Annotated in this window: 14 protein-coding genes; 4 read left to right on the forward strand and 10 right to left on the reverse strand. The window is 44.3% G+C overall.

Annotated features, from left to right (window positions below; translation table 11 throughout):
- Positions 1–40 precede the first annotated feature (40 nt).
- The 4 genes from ACTHMC_RS28610 to ACTHMC_RS28625 all read right to left on the reverse strand — a co-directional run bounded on the left by ACTHMC_RS28610 (position 41) and on the right by ACTHMC_RS28625 (position 6642).
- A complete protein-coding gene (locus ACTHMC_RS28610; RefSeq protein ID WP_440418501.1) occupies positions 41–862 on the reverse strand; it encodes a helix-turn-helix domain-containing protein in 822 nt (273 codons plus the stop codon).
- A 293-nt stretch (positions 863–1155) separates the two neighbouring features.
- On the reverse strand, positions 1156–1644 hold the full coding sequence (locus ACTHMC_RS28615; RefSeq protein ID WP_440418502.1) for a zinc-binding dehydrogenase: 489 nt from the start codon (positions 1642–1644) through the stop codon (positions 1156–1158).
- Positions 1645–1933: 289 nt separating this feature from the next.
- Complete coding sequence (locus ACTHMC_RS28620; RefSeq protein ID WP_440418503.1) at positions 1934–2542, reverse strand: collagen-like triple helix repeat-containing protein; 609 nt, start codon at positions 2540–2542, stop codon at positions 1934–1936.
- 119 nt (positions 2543–2661) lie between these two features.
- Positions 2662–6642, reverse strand: coding sequence for an ATP-binding protein (locus ACTHMC_RS28625; protein WP_440418504.1), 3981 nt, complete (start codon positions 6640–6642; stop codon positions 2662–2664).
- A 240-nt stretch (positions 6643–6882) separates the two neighbouring features.
- Here ACTHMC_RS28625 and ACTHMC_RS28630 point away from each other — a divergent pair, with 240 nt between their 5' ends.
- Entirely contained in the window at positions 6883–8970 is a 2088-nt protein-coding gene (locus ACTHMC_RS28630; protein ID WP_440418505.1) for an alpha-L-fucosidase, read from the forward strand.
- Positions 8971–9104: 134 nt separating this feature from the next.
- Here the strand turns inward: ACTHMC_RS28630 and ACTHMC_RS28635 are convergent, their stop codons facing one another.
- Complete coding sequence (locus ACTHMC_RS28635) at positions 9105–10166, reverse strand: alpha/beta hydrolase (protein ID WP_440418506.1); 1062 nt, start codon at positions 10164–10166, stop codon at positions 9105–9107.
- A gap of 269 nt (positions 10167–10435) precedes the next feature.
- Here ACTHMC_RS28635 and ACTHMC_RS28640 point away from each other — a divergent pair, with 269 nt between their 5' ends.
- Complete coding sequence (locus ACTHMC_RS28640; RefSeq protein WP_440418507.1) at positions 10436–11071, forward strand: OmpW/AlkL family protein; 636 nt, start codon at positions 10436–10438, stop codon at positions 11069–11071.
- A gap of 69 nt (positions 11072–11140) precedes the next feature.
- Here the strand turns inward: ACTHMC_RS28640 and ACTHMC_RS28645 are convergent, their stop codons facing one another.
- Together ACTHMC_RS28645 and ACTHMC_RS28650 are read right to left on the reverse strand one after the other, a co-directional pair.
- Positions 11141–12103, reverse strand: coding sequence for a YybH family protein (locus ACTHMC_RS28645; protein WP_440418508.1), 963 nt, complete (start codon positions 12101–12103; stop codon positions 11141–11143).
- 184 nt (positions 12104–12287) lie between these two features.
- Positions 12288–12971 (reverse strand): DUF2461 domain-containing protein, encoded by a 684-nt coding sequence (locus tag ACTHMC_RS28650; protein ID WP_440418509.1) that lies wholly within the window; start codon positions 12969–12971, stop codon positions 12288–12290.
- A 281-nt stretch (positions 12972–13252) separates the two neighbouring features.
- Between ACTHMC_RS28650 and ACTHMC_RS28655 the strand changes: the two genes are divergently transcribed.
- On the forward strand, positions 13253–15361 hold the full coding sequence (locus ACTHMC_RS28655) for a tetratricopeptide repeat protein (protein ID WP_440418510.1): 2109 nt from the start codon (positions 13253–13255) through the stop codon (positions 15359–15361).
- Between the two features lie 58 nt (positions 15362–15419).
- Here ACTHMC_RS28655 and ACTHMC_RS28660 read toward each other — a convergent pair whose 3' ends face one another.
- Entirely contained in the window at positions 15420–16400 is a 981-nt protein-coding gene (locus ACTHMC_RS28660; protein WP_440418511.1) for a cytochrome C, read from the reverse strand.
- Positions 16401–16920: 520 nt separating this feature from the next.
- Here ACTHMC_RS28660 and ACTHMC_RS28665 point away from each other — a divergent pair.
- The gene (locus ACTHMC_RS28665) at positions 16921–17277 is read left to right on the forward strand and encodes a bleomycin resistance protein (RefSeq protein WP_440418512.1); all 357 of its coding nucleotides are present in this window, start codon (positions 16921–16923) and stop codon (positions 17275–17277) included.
- 29 nt (positions 17278–17306) lie between these two features.
- Here the strand turns inward: ACTHMC_RS28665 and ACTHMC_RS28670 are convergent, their stop codons facing one another.
- Positions 17307–17654 (reverse strand): HPF/RaiA family ribosome-associated protein, encoded by a 348-nt coding sequence (locus tag ACTHMC_RS28670; protein WP_440418513.1) that lies wholly within the window; start codon positions 17652–17654, stop codon positions 17307–17309.
- A 160-nt stretch (positions 17655–17814) separates the two neighbouring features.
- Entirely contained in the window at positions 17815–18972 is a 1158-nt protein-coding gene (locus tag ACTHMC_RS28675; RefSeq protein ID WP_440418514.1) for a serine hydrolase domain-containing protein, read from the reverse strand.
- Positions 18973–19382 lie beyond the last annotated feature (410 nt).

Below are 19382 nucleotides of genomic sequence, written 5' to 3' on the forward strand. Positions count from 1 at the left end.
TGGCTTCTGTTGATCTTCTAAAATTGTAAGAAAACGAAACTCAGGATCTGGGGTTGCAGATGCATTGCTGGAACTTCAGGTATTTGGATGGGCTAAGGTTTAAATAATGTTTAAAGTCGTGGATCAACTGGCTTTGGTCATAATAACCGCATTCATCAATAATATCGAACCAGTCCATACTCGCATCATTTGATGAAGCAATTGATTGTATGTGCTGTATAGCTTTTAAAAATCGGTGGTAGCGGGTTATCTCTTTAGCAGAGTAGCCGAAATATTTTTTATGATTCAGCTGGACTGTTCTTTCCGATACCCCGTTCTTGTCAGAAATTTCTTTAACGGGACTCAGGTTGTCTGTGTCAAAGCCTGCAATTTGACCAGCTATCTGGCTTCGGTTTCTGATATATGGGGTACAAAAATTAAGTATGTGATCGACCCGGCTTTCATTTCCTGTTATTTTACTTAATTCCGCCCATAAAAAACTGAAACAGTTCTCGTTCAATAATTCATCAGGGTCTACAGCAATATTTTGTTTTAATATGGCATTCCCGAAAAAACGGAAAAAAGCATCGTCTTTAAAATTGGCTACAAGAATTTCTGACCCGGAAGGCAATGTATAATCGAAAGCCTGTTTGATTGGGCCAATCACCAGGCATTTCTCTACTGACATCTCATCATTTTCTTTGGTTGTGAACGATACAGGCGTACCAAAGCAAAAAACCATAATTGTTTGGAAAGAGGGCAACAATGTCTGAGTAACTACAGTGCCGGATTTGTTTTCGGCAAAATAGAAATGTGAAAACAATTCTTCGAATACCACCGAAACAGCGATCCGGCAGCTATTATAACCTTCATTATTCTCCATTCAATGAAGATAACAAATACCTTATTTTTAATGCAATTGAAATACAATATCTACTATCATGAACTTCATCATATTCCTCATGAGCCAGTTAGACATTTGCCCAGCCACCCCGAATGCAAACGAAAAAGCCTTCTTTGCGTCAAGTCGATTTGCCCCAAATATGGCAAGTCAATATTCGCCATTTTCCGGTTGGGCTTTTTGTTTGCAGGAATTGCGCTAATAGAACTTACAGACAGGCTGCAATGATCACGCCGGCACATTCAAAATGATACGCAACACCACCTGGTGAAGTGTCAAAGTGTGACCACAATTTTTCCAACTGTTTTTGCTGCTTCTATCTGAGTATGTGCTTTAGCGATCTCCTCAAAAGAATATGTTTGCGAGACAAAAGGTATTATCGATTGCTGTTCTATCAGGTTCGCAATATGACTCAGATCTCCTCCACTGGATTTGACAAGAATAAAGTATCCGTTCACTCCGGCCTGTTTAAACTTTGATGAGGCCTCATTACTTATGCCAGTTGGTATGCTGATGATTGTTCCTCCGGTTTTTGTGACAGCTATTGAATTATCGATATTGTTGCCGCCAACCGTGTCCAAAACAAAATCATATTCTTTTTGCTGACCAGCCCAATTATAGTCTTTGTAATCAATATGCTTGTCCGCACCCAGGCTGAGTACAAAATCTCGGTTCACTGCCGATGATGTACCCGTAACTTCAGCTCCCAAATACCTGGCAAGCTGCACGGCGATATGGCCAACTCCACCAGATGCTGCATGCATGAGCACTTTCTGCCCCTTTTTCCACCTTTGCGTTGTTTACCATGGCCTGCCAGGCAGTCAGCATATTCGGATTTGCCAAAGTACGGTAATAATCGGCGGAAGCAAAACTATGCTTTCACGAAAGAAAAACGATCAATGGTTTTGCTTCCTTGCACCCGTGGCTGACCAAAAGGGATATCACCATTACCCGGGAGCAGTCGCTCGCGTCCGCGCGAATGACCGGGTACAACAAAATAAATGGGGCTAACCATTGGTCAGCCCCGGCTGGATGAATATCCTCATCTAACTTTTAATCATTCAACTTAAGATATGCCTTTGCTGCGCTATAATCAGTCCAGTTAACCTTATTGGCTGCGTTAGCTTTGGTATTACCTGGTATGATCATATAGCGGAATTGCTGAACCTTTGTGCCCTTGACAACTGTTGTACTCACATCTGCGTTTGAATACATGCTGATCGTATCCTTATACGCCTGCATACTGATGTACAGACCGGAATTGCTGAAATAAGGTATAGTAAGAATGGTTGGATCAGCGGCACTGCCGGTATTGATATATACTTTTACATCTGATTTACCTAACATGTCCACGGTGAGTTTGGTTGCACGGATACTGGCAAAGTAGCCTACCGTATCGATACTGCCACCTGCGGTATGAATGGTATCCGGCTTAAACGGTACATCCAGCCAGTCGGAATAGAATACTTCGCTGGAGCCGGCACCGGGATCTCCTTTAGGGCCAACCGGACCCTCAGGACCAATAGGACCAGCATCTCCATCCTTACCGCAGGATATCATGAAGATTACAAAGAACAGTCCTGACAACAGCACTAACGGGGAGATAAGGTTTCTTCTTTTCATAGCTGAACAGGGAACCGGTACGGAGAATAACTGTCTCATAATTTTTTTTTGAATAGGTTATTGTGTGGTTTAATAAATGCGGGGGGGGTAGGCACAAAATTACCTGTCCGCCCCGCCGGAGGGGTGTAAAAAAATCGTCAGAGACTACCAGTTTTTGATCATTTCTGCTTTGAAACCCAATCTGATGGCGATAATCCGAATTGTTCCTTAAAGCATTGACTGAAATAAGAGGGACTGCTGAAACCGGTCTGATAGGCAGCGGTGGCAATGTCAAGTCCACCTGCAATCAACCCGGAAGCGTGCTGCAATCTGTATTGACGGATGAGATCAACGGCAGTAATATTGAGTAATGCCTTTATTTTCCGGTTGAGGGTACTGCGGCTGGCCGCCATCGCTTTACAGAGATAATCCACATCGAGCCCGGGATCGTCGAGCCTGGATGCTATTTCCTGGTATAGCTTCTCCAGGAAAGGATCGGTAACGGCAGGCAGTGGTTCAGCGGGAGCCAGGTTTTCCAATTGCATCTGCCATCTTTCTCTTTGCTTTTTCTGCAACTGGTACAGATTGGCGGCACGCAGCTCCAGCTCCCGTAAACTGAATGGCTTGGTGATATAGTCATCAGCCCCGGATCCCAACCCTTTCAGGCGGGCATCATGAGCGGATTTGGAGGTCAGCAGGATAAAACCTATATGCGCCGTACGTGGATCTGCCTTCACTTGCTGGCAGAGATCAAAGCCATCTTTCTCTGGCATCATCACATCGCTGATCACCAATTCAGGTAATTCCTGTAAAATGATCTCCCAGGCTTTGAGCCCGTCTGAGGCCTCCAGTACCCTATACTGGCTGCTCAGGGTTTCCACCAGGAAAGCGCGCAACTCGTCATTATCCTCCGCTACAAGCAGTAATGGAAGGTCTTCCTGTGTTGTCTGCGCATTTTTCTTTGTTGAAAGCGGCTCTTCAGTTACTGGCATGGTAGAAAGAGCGGTTGCTTTTGCAAGTGGAACAATTACAGTAAACAGGGTCTGATTGCCTGGGTCGCTTTCCACTGTAATGCTGCCATTCATCAGGGTTGTCAGTTCCTTAACCAACGACAGGCCGATTCCCGTTCCACCGTAATTGCGCAAGGCGGAATCATCCACCTGGTAAAAACGGGTGAATATTTCTGGCAGCAATGCAGCTGGTATACCCACACCATTATCATAAACCTCCAGCTTGAGCAGATCATCTGCGGCAGACGAAAGGGTTACGGCAACCGTACCATTTACGGGCGTAAACTTCAAGGCATTGCTGAGCAGATTGTTTACGATCTTCTCCCATTTTTCCTCATCAAACAGGTAATAACCGTTTACAGTTGATGTAAAACTGAGTGCAATATTCTTTTCTTTGGCTGCGGCATCGAAAGAGCTCACGCAACCGGCGGTGAAAACATCTATTTCACCAGCGGTTGTTTTCAGCTTGAGTTGCCCGTTGTTCAATTTGGCAAAATCAAGGAATTGATTAACGAGCCGTAATAATTGTGTTGAATTCTTCCGGGCCGATATGATGTTCTTTACAGCTGCTGGTGGCAGAGCAGGATCATGCGCCAGGTTTTCAAGTGGGGTATGAATAAGGGTCAGGGGCGTTCTGAACTCATGCGTGATATTACTGAAGAACCGGTCTTTCATTTCATCGAGCTCCCGTAAACGCAGGGCCTCTCTTTTTTCAAAAAGGAGGTTTTGCTGTTCCTTCAGCCTTCGTTCCCTGAATACCAGGTACCATCTTAAAAGTGCCAGCGCAGCTAATATGTACAATGTCCATGCCCACCAGGTGCGCCAGAAAGGTGGTTCTATATTCACTTTTATGGAAGTGATGGCGCTGCTCCATTCACCATTCTGGTCTGTAGCATTCAGCAATAATGTATAATTGCCGGGAGATAGTGCAGAGTAATTGGCCAGGTTGGAGTACCCGGTTTCAATCCAGCCCTTGTCGGCGCCCAACAACCGGTACCGGTATTTTATCTTCTGCGGTTGGTTGTACATCAGTGCGGCAAACTCAAAAGACAAATAATTCCTGTCGTATGGCAATGTGATAACTGATAATGTACTGAGCGATTCTTTTACCATACTACCGGGCAGATTAATATCCTGCGGTTCATTGTTGATCTGCAAACCAGTCAGCAAAACGGGCACCGGAGCGGCTTTACCGGTTCTTTCAAAATCGTCCGGATTGAAGATGGTATATCCGTCAAGCCCTCCGAACAGTAATTGGCCATCAGGCAGGATCAGTTTGTGGGCCCTGTTGAATTCATTGCCCTGCAGCCCGTCGGTCTTTTCAAATACAGTAATATGGCTGGTACGGGGATCGAGCCTGAAGATGCCTTTGTTAGTACTGCACCAGATCTTTCCCGATCTGTCGGGGAGGATACAATAGATGGTATTGTTTGGCAGACCGTCTTCTTCTGTGTAAATACGCTGTAATCCTTTTTGTGCATCCCACAACATCAAGCCACCTCCCCGGGAACCTACCCAGAATTTATTTTTATCGGCCGGGTCGGCACAGATCTCAGTGAGCGCATTGGGAACCGTATTATTTTCTAACGGTCCGGCATATTTGCTGATAAGCTTCTTCCCATCAAACTGGAATAATCCATGAGTACTGGTAGCCATCCAGATGAAACCTCCGATGTAACGCGCATCGGTCAATTCCACATTTTCAAAATTTCCGGGATCTGGTTCCAGCTTTCTGGGCATAGCATCCGGATTGCTCCAGGCATACCATACCGATTCGATCTGATCGAATGCCCAGATCTCATTTCCCGGCATACACACAACAGCCGTAAACATCTTTTGCTGCGGCAGATGGGTAAAACGCCGGAATCCCTGTTTGGTGAATTGAAAAACAGCTGAACGGTCATACCAGTTATTGCAGGAATATAACTGCCCCTTGTGATCCCATGCCTGCCTGAAGTAATAACCGGCATCAGGATCTTTCCATCCTGCGGGCAACAGCTCCCTCCTGCTATGAAGCAGTGGCATCACCACTTCTATGAAGTTCCCTGTATTTTTGAAGGATTGAAAATGGAGGGACTGCAGGTCTATTTTCAAGAGGCCCTGTGCATTCAAACTCACCCACAGTACATCTGATCTGTCTATGTAAAATGCGCTGATGCGGCTGGGCGGTCCGTTATTTTCCCAGAGTAATTCAAGCACTCCCCTCTCCGTAAGACGATAGATACTTCCATAATATTCGAAATAGATGCGACCTGCCGGATCTACCTGTAATCCATTATCTCCCTTGATCGCATTGTTTTTGGGAGCTGGTAAAGTAATGATGCTGCTTGTCTTTTTATCGATATCCAGTACATTCAGCCTATTCTTTTCCAAGGTAGCCACTTTATTTCCCTGAAAGGGTGCAATGGAAAATTTCTCTCCGAAGACCATGAACGGGTCTACAAACCAGGACAATGGAGCGATATTGGTTTTAAAGGCAACCCATTTGAAATTTTTCCGGGCAGTATCACTCACGTGAACTCCTGATTCATTGATCACAAAAATTCTTCCTTCGCCCGATTCTGCGATAGCGCATATCGTGTCGTTTTGCAATAGTCCATTGGCCTTATTTGCATACCGGACCTCTTCTGTCAGTCTATTGATCCAGCCAATTCCTTTGTGCCCGTTTACAGTGAAGAACCAGTTATTGGTAGTGTAACCGAACCTGTAGGATTTCCACCTGATCCCTGGCATGCCTGCCAGCTGGCTACGGATATTGTTACGGGTAGCCTTGAACGATCTCAGATCAAATTCATCAGCCTTAGCCGGATCATAATAGATGGTAACAGCATTGCCGACCAGTTTCCCCAAACCACCGAGCGTATTGGCAGTAAGGCTCGAGCTGTCTTTGGGATTATACCGGAAAGTCCTGAACTTCCTGCCATCATAACGGTTAAACCCATCCATGGTGCTTAGCCAGATGAAACCATCGGCATCCTGAACGATGCCGGATATATAACTCTGGGAGAGCCCATCTTCCACTCCAAAATGTTGCTGATTGGTAAAGAGGCGTTGCTGTCCGGATACAGACAGGGATATAGTAAACAGACCGATGACCAGGGCCAGTCCTGCCCTGATTGGGGTAAATGAATAGAAAACCGTCGTTCTCAACTTGCAAGGGTTTGAAGGAATTGCAGGATCCTGTACTTTATTTCGAAATAAACACTAAGTAAGGCAATTATTTCAATCTCCCCCAGAGGTTTTGATCTACCCTGGAATATTTATTCAGGCTGCACATTAAATTGAAGTAATAATTTTGTTCCGTCCTTAAAAAAATATCCACAATTTTATATGATGCTACTGAGACGTTTATTGATACTGCCCTGTTTGATATGGGTAAGCGCTGCTGCAATGGCACAGATGGATTCCACTGAACTTCAACGCTGGAAAAACCTCAAGTACTCTATGTTCATTCACTTCGGCATATACTCTCAACTGGGAGGTGTATGGAATGGACAAAATATCGACAGGGGCCTTAGCGAACAGATCCAGGCCCATGCCGGCATCTACAGCGACACTTATGCCGATGTAGCTCACAACTTCAACCCATACCGCTGGGATCCGGACTCCATTGCCCTCCTGGCAAAAGCCGCCGGAATGGGCTCCATCGTCATTACATCCAAACACCATGATGGCTTCTCGATGTTCAACTCTGCCAATACGGATTTCGATATCATCGACAGAACGCCCTATAAAAAGGATATCCTGAAAGGACTTTCCGAAGCCTGTCATCGCCATGGTCTCAAGTTCGGCCTCTACTTCTCCCTTATTGACTGGCATTATCCGCAGGCAGCTCCTATCTCCAGCCACAACTCTGATATCATTACACCCGAACATCACGAGTTCAATAAAAAACAGATCACCGAACTGCTCACCAACTACGGTCCTGTTTCCGAGCTCTGGTTTGACATGGGGTCAATGACCGTGGCACAAAGCCAGGAAATGCGGACATTGGTCCACCACCTGCAACCCAATTGTATGATCGGCAGCCGCATTGGCAATAATATGGGAGATTTCATGGTGATGGGCGATAACCAGGAACCCGACTATATCATCGGTGTTCCCTGGCAAAGCCCTGCTTCCTTCTTTGATGAAACCTGGGGCTACCGGTCCTGGCAACACCGGACCGACCCGCAGGAAAAAATGCGCGAAAAGCTGACAAGCCTCATCCGCGTGGCGAGCCGCGGCGGCAACTTCCTGCTCAATATCGGCCCTAAAGGCGATGGCTCTGTAGTGCCTTACGAAAAAGATATCCTGCTCGGCATTGGCGACTGGTTGCAGAAGAACCATGAAGCCATTTACAATACCCACCCAGACCCTTTCTTTGTTAAATTCAACTGGGGCAGCATTACCAGCAAAACAGACCGGCTTTACCTGCATGTATTGTCACTACCAACCGGCAACAACATTGAATTACCAGGTCTGAAAGGGAAGGTCACCAAAGCCTATATCCTGGGAGAGAAACAATCCTGTAAAACAGCTGCCTCCGCTTCCGGCATCACGGTACAATTACCTGCCGGTTTCAGTGTAGCTGAAACGCCGAAAGTGGTGGTACTGGAACTTCCTGCCGGTTATACCACTCCTCCCGCCAACATCCTTCAATTGGACAAACAGACCACTGTTCTCAACACGCACAATGCATTCAAATACTTCAGCAATTCAGGGGTGGATTACAATGCACGCTTCACCAGCACGGTACGGGAAAGCTGGACGATGCATGCAAAAAAAGCAGCATACTACACACCGGAACTGGTGTACACGAATGAAGAAACAGGCAGGACCATTGACCTTGACCTGAATGGTAATTCACAAACCATTACACTCCATGAAGACGAGCCACTTCCGTTGCCTGTCAATATCAGCAGCCTGAACTTCGGGCCACAATACCTGCAGGGCCCATTCTACTCGGGCCCCGAGGGCACGCATGCAGGTATACGCGATATCGATATCAGCAAACCCTGGCCCAATCACAATGACCGTCCCTGGCAGGCACAGCCTGGCTGGAAAAATGGCGTAACCCAATGGCTTCCTGCAGACCCGATGCGGGCTTATTATATCCTGCAAAACATTACATCGCCCGCACCACAGCCGTTGCTGGTAAAGATCACAAGTGGTGACGGACTGATGGTGTTCCTCAATGGGCAGCAATTGTTCATACAAATGAACCTGACGAAGAATGACAGTGTGGAACACTTTATTCTGCTGCCTTTACAGGCGGGCAATAATCAATTGGTGGTGAAATATTTCAATCATCAGCATCGTCAAACTCCACTTGGTATCAACTACCAGGTTCCGCAGGTATTTTACAAAAAGCAACTCCCTGCCATCAAATTGTCCAAAGGCTCTTATTACCATGTTGACTGGAAATTACATGCACCCTTTTCTCCACATGACCACCTTGGATTGGAAAACCTCTCGCTTCGGTTCATTCAAAAATGATCATCGGGGATATTTGGTTTGATGAAGGCCGCTACAACATTCTTAAGAATACACAATGAATAAAAATGCTGTTACTTACTGGCTGTTGCCACCCTCTTGCTGACAGGAGCCGTTACTATGGCGCAGCCTTTCTTCTATTCACAATAGTTAAGGCGCGGGTTGGAAAGATGATTACACGGAAACTGGTACTTATTCTGGGGATATTTCGCAGAAGGATCATCTGTTACTTCCAATGGTGCCATGGCCTGGCCGTTATAGGACGGCATGGTAACCTGGGCTGAAGATCCATTACCCAATGCAATATTTTTTGCATTTGTGTTACCATTAAAGCTATAATCGATCATGGCATCCAGCAAACGGTACACTCCATAATAATCCAACGCATCATACGCTTTCCGGGTAGTTGGCATTACATGATCTGTCAGATAATCATATCCTGCGATGAAAGAAGATCTGAAATAAATGTAGTCTTTCTCACTGGCAGGAATGTTGATATGCCTGAAGATATCTATAGCAAGACGGTGATCGTTGACATCATCCTCGTCGTAAACCTGGGTGATCATTTTGGTATTGGCAGGAAAGTTCTGCAATTGTTGTTCCGTAGTAAACGTACTGGCCCAATTATAAGAATACCAGGGAGCCATGGTAAAAAGAAAACGTCCGTTTTCTCCCCATCCTTTTTCTGTAAATGCCTTGAAAGCTAAATCAATGGTTGCACCTCCACCAAAAGAATGGCCCATGAAACCAACTTGCTTTGTGTCAATGATACCGGGATAATCACTGGCTGCTTTCAAAAAGCCTTCCCATAGCGTCTGATAACGATGATCTATTGTGATATCAATCGTTCTATAAGGAACAAATACGATCACATACCCTTTTCTAGCTACAAAATTATACAAGCCCATATTGTATGATTTATCCTCCCCACCATATGGATGCGCATAAAAGATGACAGGTTTGGGGCCGGAGAGGCCTTTTGGATAGAAAACAGAAACCTGGGTGCTGGTATATTGCGGGTTTGTAAAGTTAATCTCGGCCACTTCATAACTGCCATCGGACCCATAACCGGATACCGGTTTCTGAACAGGTCCCTGAAGAAGTTCGTTATTTAAAGGCGTAGCCGGATCATCTTTCTTTTTACATGAGAAACAAAAAGTACAAATCGATAAAAAAAGGGTAAACCTGCTGATCAGCATAAATTAAAGGATTTCGACTATAGATCACTGTAGACCAGGAAAGTTTAATTCATCCCTGAAACTGTTATAAATCATCCCGGTATCCCTCTGCAAGTTAAGCGAACCAAATAAAGAAAGCATCCCAGGGAATCGTACAAATTGGCAAGAAAAAGATCTAAAATTACTGTCCGGTTTGATTCCCGCTACTTATCAGTATCAAGCTCATCATTGATTATACTCATACTTCTCCACAACATGTACTGATACCTTCGGCATTCAAACAACAGATTATGAAAAGAATCATTATCGCCGTTGCGTTGATCACTATCAGTGCAGCCGCATTTAGTCAGCAGAAAGGTGAATGGCGTGCAAGAGTAAGAGCAACCTGGGTAATCCCGGATGCAAGCGCTTCAATAACCACCATCGGCGGAAGTGCAGAAATATCGAAGACGGTCATACCTGAACTGGACTTTACGTATTTCATGCTGGATAGATTTTCGGCGAACCTGATACTGGGAACAACCAAACATAAAGTGACCGCAACCCATACCGCTCTGGGTAATGTGGATCTGGGGAAGGTCTGGTTATTGCCACCTACCCTTACCTTCCTGTATCATCAGCCGGTAACAAAGTGCATTTTGCCTTATGCCGGTGCAGGTGTAAACTATACTATCTTTTATGGAGAGAAAGGCGGACCTGCCATCGCGAAGATCACCTATAAAGATAAATTCAGTTTTGCTGCGCAGGCCGGTGTTGATATCGATATCAACAAGAAATTCTTCCTGAACCTAGATGCAAAAAGACTTTGGCTGAAAACAGAAAACACTGTTACTGCAATACCTACTGTAGCCGGTGGAGCAACGGTGTATAGTGATACTAAGATCGATCCCTGGTTGATCAGTGTTGGGGTGGGACTGAAATTCTGATGACCATCAGCATGCCTTTAGATACCTTTCGGAAAAGCCTCGTATAAATCCGGGGCTTTTCTTATCAAACTAATCATGATTCGTCATCTGCCAGTATAAACGCAGCTTTCCATCTTTTTCCCTTTTCCAGATATTGATGCTTTTACCGGTAACCAATCCGGAATTTCCTCCAGCCCGCCATTTTACATTATAAAAGCCATTGACAAGGGTAAAATCGCCGGCCGGCAATATGCGGGATATATTGATCTGCACATCATCGATAGTAACAGCAGGATCTTCGTGTTTTACATAATAACTGTGAATACTGTCTTTCCCTATCACCATGGGTGTATAATAAGGCATATAGATCGCATCATCCGTATAAAAGGCTGAAAAAGCAGGGCCGTTACGTTCTTTGACGAGGCGGGCTACCTCTGCATTGTTATCTATTATGCTATCGGCCAGCAGCTTCTCCGCTGGCTTGACCGGTATTATCTGAACCGGAGCAGCCGTATCCGATGACAGAGGCATTGAAGAACGGTCAAACCATGAAGCGGATCCCCATATCTCAGAGACTAACGTCAGCGCCTGCTTTTTATCGATCCGCCAAACATGAATGTATTTTCCAGAGTAATGAAAAGGCTGATGCCCTGTCTGGGTGAAATCATGGGTGAATGTTCCGCTTTCCAGCAGGTAGCCATCAATTATTTTTATTGAATAAATGCTACGCTGGTAGCGGTTATCCTTGGTAGCCGAAAGCCAGCGTTTATAATAGCTGGCAATAGCTGTTACATTATAAAGCGTGGAATGATATTCCGGCATACTTGTAGCATCGGCCGCGTAGTATTGTATTATTGCCTGCACATCTTCCTTTTCCAAAGCTCTTGCAAATTGCAGGTTCAAATGCTCTACTTTTTTTTGATAATCATCAATAACTGATGCCTGCTTTTTATCCTTCGCAAGCACCGGATTGAGGAGAATGAAGAATGGAACTAAAAACAGGGATAAAGCAGAAGCCAGTTTTTGATAGCTATAACCATTAAGGAGATGCATATTTACTTCTTTATAAAAGTAAAATACAAATTAATTTACATTTTTTTCAAGTCGTAAAATGATGATATTACCAGTGTCGATGTAAACTATTCAAAGACATCCAACCCCAACATGAAAATTGTTACTCAATTTATGCAGTTTGTTTCTTCTCTTCCTTATACCGCCGCCAATCCGGCCTATTTAATTACTCCCCGTTGGCATCAGAACTCAGCAACTCGCTCATATAATCGAAAAATGGACGCATATGCCTGAAAGTCTGATCAGCAGCCTTCACAAAGCCGGCACTGAGTACCTCTTCATCTGTAAAAGGGCGGATCAGCAGAAACTGCTTATACCGCAGGAGGTCTATGGATTCATGGGCTGCATCAAAGCCCTTGGGTGTGGACTTCAATTGCTCTCCTTTTAAAGTACCGAATGTGGTTTTAAAGGACTTACTGCTGACGATCTTCCTCAATGGCTGGTCATCAAAAGCAATATCCTCCCGGATCCGCTTCAGGTCAGCAGGTACCGGCCCCCAGAATCCACCGGCAATAAAGCTGTTGCCAGGTTCGATATTATAATAATAACCGCCTCTGCGGAACTTTGTAGCCCGTTTGAAGCCACCACTCCAGTTGTTTTTATACGGAGTTTTATTTTGGGAGAAACGGATATCCCTGTAAATACGATGGAGACTTGCTTTACCTGATGTGGTGTCTATCAGATCATGCTTGCTGAGCTCCAGCAAAAGAGCATCAGCGAAATTTACAATTATTTCCTGTTCGCGCTGGAATTCCGCTTTATGCAGCTGGAACCATTCCTTGTTGTTATTCTTTTTAAGCGCCGTTAAAAAACGTAAACACGAAAGAGAAACCTGAGCTTGTTTACCCATAGTTAGTTGCCGTTTTAACCATAATGGCAGGCAGGCAAAGATACAAATCCACCACTGTAACTTAATCCCTGGAGCTCTGTTGCATAAATACAACAACTATTATTGGCTCAAAGCATGTTTCATGTATTCCATGATTTTGCTGTTTGGCGACAATTCTGTTCCCCTGGCATTTTTGAGGGTTGTATATCGACTGGCAGCCTTGATCTGATTGGCAAAAAATAGTTTTGCGCAATTATTCTTCCTTCTATATGAGCGACATAAAAAAGCAAACCAAAAATCATATGACTCTTGCAGCAAAATGGGCCTGTCTCTGCTTCTTCCTTACAGGAACCCTGTTTTCCAATTATGTCTTTTCGCAAAAGAAACCAACAACACAGGAAATACAAAAGAAGGTGGAAGAGCTGCAAAAGAAAGCAGCTGAAGAGGAGGAAATGTCAGATGAGGAAATTGAAGAGCTGGCAAAACAATTCGGAGGAGATACAAAAAAAGGAAATGCTTCCCTGGCAAAGCCGGTGTCCGCACCAAATCCTTCCCGCACACTACCCGGGGAAGTCTCAAAGAAATCGATTACTGGCGAAGCCATAATTACCCATGTACAAGGCCTGCAGCAAAAAATAATCTCACATCTTTCGAAAGATGAGCTGGCCGTAGTAAATAAATCTGTTGAAGTAGCAAAAGGTGATGCTGTATTGCTGGGCCAGCTCTCGGTGTTTGTGTATTACAAAGGTGCACAACCACAGGGCCTGTTGCTTGCCATGAAAGCAGTGCTGGCTGACCGGAACAATGCACTCAATGTAAATAACCTTTGTGCATTACTTACTATCAGTGGTGTTGCCCGTGAGGCCGTTCCTGTATTGCGCGGCCTTGTTGCTGCTTACCCAAAAGACCCGATGGTATTGAATAATATCGGACAGGCGTTTGCCAGTGCAGGTATGAAGGACAGTGCCATGCACTACCTCAACAAATGCATGGCCATCAGCCCTAAACACGGACAGGCAAATACAACAGCAGCTAAGATTGCAAAGGCAAATGGAAATACTGCAAAAGCGGTAGAACATGCTAAAACTGCGATGGCAGAAGATCCTAACCTGGAAGCAATGGCTATCATTGCAGAAAATGATAAATCAGGTATCAGTTTCCATTATGGGAAAGTGGGAGAAAACATACCTGATTACTTCAACATGTACAAGCTCAGGAAGCCGATGCATCCCACAAAAGTAGAAATGACTGCTGAGGCGGAAGCACAAAAAGCGGCCTTTCTTCAAAAACTCGCAAAACTGGATGAAGAAATCACTGATATTTCTGATGAGGAAAGGGAGGCAGGTGCAGAGCAGGTGAGAGAGGATGCAAAAAAAATATCAGCAGCGGCCTGGAAAGCAGCAGCTGCAGGCGGCGGAACCGTGAAAGCAGGCTACGATCCAGCCGCAGCAACAGCACTCAGATTATTAGCAACAAAATACGTACAGGAAATTGTCCCTGCCGATCTGAGAAAAAATGAAGCAAAATACAATGCAGCGATCAAAAACGAACTTGACGCGCTAAATGCAGATCTGGCTAGGCTTTCCGCCAAATACAAGACGGAACTGGCAAAATATTACTGCGGTGAAGGCAGGGGTGCTGACTGCATAAAAATTGACCAGCTGAACAAACAATGGTGTCGTGAAAAAGATGCCCGTTACAACCTTTACATGCAGGCATGCGCGTTAGCAGCGGATGATTTCGACAGGAAACAAATTCTGTTTTCAGCAGAAATATTTCATTACAAGGAAAAACTACTCCGGGCAGCAGGTGTAAATCAACATCTTTCCAACGTAGGTTATTATACTGCCGCATCCGAATACCTGAAAAATATTGAAAAGATTGCAGGCTATCCCACATTTTATCCAACCTGTGATACAGCCAGCAGGGCTGCATTATACAGCGACACCTCCTCTCCTGCCGGTAAATGTCCGGTGAAACTGGAAAAGAAGTTTGGCATATTCTCCGTAAAGCTTGATTGTAAAAATGTCAATTTTACACTGAACACTCCGGAAATTGCAGAGCCTTTCAGCCTTAAGTTTGCTTACAGGTACAATTATGTAAAGGGCCAGTCAACAGTGGCGGCAATACTCGGCGCTAAAAAATCATTGAGCACGCCTTCCATACCGGGTGTAAAAGGGTCAGTTTCGGGAGAAGGATATGAAGCCATTTTTATCTCTTTCGGAAAAGACGTAACATTTGACGCCGGTGTACGTACGGGCGTAAAAGGAAGCATATCCGCAACTATCGGAGACCAGGGTTACAGCGGGTCCAGAAGCCTGGAGACCAGCTTTGGCATTACCTCTGGTTATACGCAAACGGGAAACCTGGATGGAATGACAAACGATCCTGGAATGGAGAGCTGGTTCTGATACCCATGCCAGCCTGCAATCATATTTCCCTGCCGCCTGCCAGGTTCTAACGGTCAGCCTACTGTTTTACAAATCTTGTTACTTTATTATTGATCGTTTTCACAGAGCCAAGGTATTTGAAAATGGCTTTGAGATCACTTGTATCCATCCCGGCATACATGAACCAGGGCATGGGCGTGTTAAAATCATTGGCTCCCAGCACCTGCTTATGGTAGGTTGAGTCTGAGTATTGTTTGAATTTCTGAACGAAGAGCTCGCTTGTCCAGTTACCTATTCCCGTTTCCTTATCAAAGGTGATATTGGGCGTTGTAACGATCATTCCACCCGGGAAATTAAATGATCTTCCGCCGCCGAATTTAGTGCCTTCGATCATATTCCCTTTATCGTCGAACTGGCTATGGCAATCGGCGCAGTTTGCCACCGATACCAGGTAGTTCCCATATGCCACTTCATCGGTTTTTGCAGGCCTGGGAGCCATAGACGCTTTAGTGGGGATCGTATTTACTATAAAGTTTACAGGAAAATCAAGTTCTCTTTCGGGTACATCGTTGGCAATTGACGGAATGGTACGCAGGTAGGCAATGATGCTGTAAATGTCTTCCTGATCCATTTTTCCATAATTCAGGTAGCCCATCAACGGGAATAATGCCTTTCCATGTTTGGTCTGTCCGGTGGTAATAGCTCTTAAGATCTCACCGTCAGTCCAGCTGCCAAGCGCATACGGAGTGATATTGGCTGAATACAAGTTTCCGGGGAATTGCATTTCCCGCCCAAACTTCTCTCCTCCTGCCCCGAATGTACCTTCTTTAATGGGAGCACCAAATACAGACCAGTCGCGCTGACTATGACAATCCATACAGGCAACCACATGATTGGCCAGGTATTTTCCTCTTTCCACCCTGTCCTTTGTAAGATCCACTTTTATGTCCGGGGCATCCCCTACATCTGGTAATACCTTCTTTACATAAAAGCCAACCAGGGCGATGCCGGTGATGACTATAACCAGGATCAGAGCTAATACCTTAAAGATCTTTTTCATCAATTATATTGTTTTTTCTTACTGTTTTTCTTGATTTTACCGGCATAAAATTAATGCTCCCCCCTGCCGGAGGGCTGTAACAAAATCGTCAGATACTATCAGTTTTTATTCTTTTTTGCCCGTAAACCCAGTCTGATGGCGATAACCGGTATTGTACTTTAAGAGGAAGCTGAACCAATTGGGGGGAGTTGAATCCGGTTGACAGGTAGTTGTAGCAAAGCCCCGGACCAGCTCTTATTTTATATGAATGGCCCAGTCAATCCTGTAATGTAATGAATCATACCCGCTTTGATAGAGTACAGTTGTAAGACAAAGGCCTCTTTATTCAAATCCTCATAAAAAAGGGCTTCCTGTCCCTGAAGGATCCCGTCCTGTATAGTCTACCTGAAAACCAGTAGCAGCCACAACTTAGTTCCCGGTAAAACAGAACAAAACTTGATCTGGCAAGCCTTTTTCCAATAAAATATTATAGCTTTCTACTCGCAGGAATTACATATTCAACTCTATTAAAGTAAAAGCTATGCTGACAGCTATTAACCCTAAGCTTCCCATGCGGGATAAATCCATCACACGGGATTATTATGTAAACAAGCTGGGGTTTACCGATACAGGAAGTGCAGACTATGATGGATATTTAATTATTCAAAAAGACAATGTTCAGATTCACTTTTTTGGATTCCCGGCACTTGATCCCAAAGAAAATTATGGGCAGGTTTATATCAGGTCCAATGATATAGAGCAACTATATCAGTCAATGGCTGATAATAAAGTTGACATTCATCCGGCTGGACATTTACAGGTAAAACCCTGGGGGCAAAAAGAGTTTTCTTTACTTGACCCGGACAATAACCTGTTGACATTCGGACAGTCAGTGTAGATTAAGCAAAGCGGAATTCCTCCCTGCTGTTATTTAGCCTTTTTAGCGGTGACTTTCCGGTTTGGAGTACCGGCCTTTTTTGCTTTTTGCAATTGTGTCTTCCTGATACTCAACCTGCGCTTTGCAGCATCTGCTGCTTTGAGGATAGCGTCTTCAAAAATCGGAGAGCTGGCTTTGATATATTCGTCTTTACCAGGCACACGCAGATTCAGGATACAAATAATGTTCTCACGTGTCCCACGGGGCTTACTTTCAATCGTAACCTCAATCTCCTGAAGATCCTTGTAGAATTTGTCCAATGAAGAAAGTTTCAAAGTGATGAACGATTTCAAAGATGGACTGATCTTGTGGCCTGGGGATTCGATTCTGAACTTCATATCATGCTCCTTTATGATTAATAAAACTTAGTGACAGCTGTAATTTATCAGAATTACACTACATCGGGCATTTAAAATGATTAAAATCTGATAAAAGACGCAAGAAAGAATTATGCCGGGATCCATTTTCAAACACCATTCAATATCTATCACACCATCTTTAATGATCCAGGTGCCCTAACCATCTCAACGGAGAATAACTATCACCAATACACGCTTTCACAATCAAATAACTGACTTTCTCAAAATTCTCACTGTTACTCAACAATACCACAGCAATGCCTTTTTCCGGAAAAGCCACTGCATAATTCTGATTGGCATCTCCATGCCCGGTATGAAAGAAGCCTGTTCCATAAGGTGACTGAAACAATCCAATGCCTAATCCCCAGGATAATCTGATCGCATCATTTTCATGTGTGGCGCTATCTCTTAATGGACCAAAGCCGCGTTTACTGGTTACACGGATCTGTGGAGATAACATTTGTTGATAAGAAGCCCTGTTCAATCCCTTTTCTTTCATCAGGTTACTATAGAATTTCGCATAATCATCTGCGGTAGTTGACATGGAGCCTGCTGCCCGGCTGGTCTCCCTTCTTTCGGAACCATATTTTTTCCCGTCTTTAAAGTACGCATAGGAGAAATTGTTCTCGAAAGTCTTATCCCAGATCATACTGGTATGTGACATTTGCAGAGGTACAAACACCTCTTCACGTGCTAAATCCTCCAGCTTTTTCCCGGTATATTCTTCCATCATGAAACCAAGCAGGTTTATCCCTTCGTTTGAATAATAGAATTTTTCACCTGGCTTCGCAATCAGGTTTGTTTTGTTCCCATACAATTGACGTAGAACCGGCAGCCCGGAACTATGGCTTAGCAACATCCGGGGTGTGATCAGATTGAAGGAAACTGTATCAGCTGCCAGGTCCTTCCATTTGGGGTACTCTCCAATTGTTTTTTTCAGGTAAGTATGTACAGGAGTATCCAGATTGAAAATTCCATTCTCCGCCATGCGCAGAAAAATATAACTGGCAACAGGTTTGGTAAGAGAAGCGGCATACATGACGGTGCTGTCATTCAGGCGTTGCTTGTTTTCAATGTCTTTATAGCCGAAACTGGAAGTCCAGACAGTTTTGTTTCCGTTAATGATCGCAACCTGTAAGCCGGCAATCTTTGCACTGTCAACCAGTTTTTCCAGTTTCTTTTGAATGGATGCGGTGCTGACTGACTGACCATTGAGTTGTTTGATGCGGGTGCTTTTTTGTGCAAAAGAATAAGATAAACAGAACGAGCAGGTAAGGATAAGTAATAATTTGGTCATAGATGAAATTATACCTCAATTTAAGGTATTGATAGGTAAAAAGCAATGAGATCTTACTCGGTCTGGTTTTCCAGCTTCCCATTTTCCTTAAACCAGATCTTAAGGCGTACCTGATCACTAATAGGTTTGCCTTTGTCCCTGATAATGTCAAACTTCATTTTTCGCAAGGCTTTGAGCATTGTATTGATGCAGTAATCATATTCTACTTTGTCCCAGTATTTATCAATACTATCAACGGATCTGTAATCCGTCATAACAACATTGGAAACCCGGCCGCTTGTATCTATTGTTATATCGTAATATTCGGAGCAATCGCAGTCAACACTGTATTTACACCATGCCTTTTTCACCTGTCTGAAAATTTTATTTGTAATTTAACTATTATACCTTCTATAGATTAAGTTACGGAC

It is taken from the genome of Pseudobacter sp., from assembly GCF_051955275.1.
Taxonomy (GTDB): domain Bacteria; phylum Bacteroidota; class Bacteroidia; order Chitinophagales; family Chitinophagaceae; genus Pseudobacter.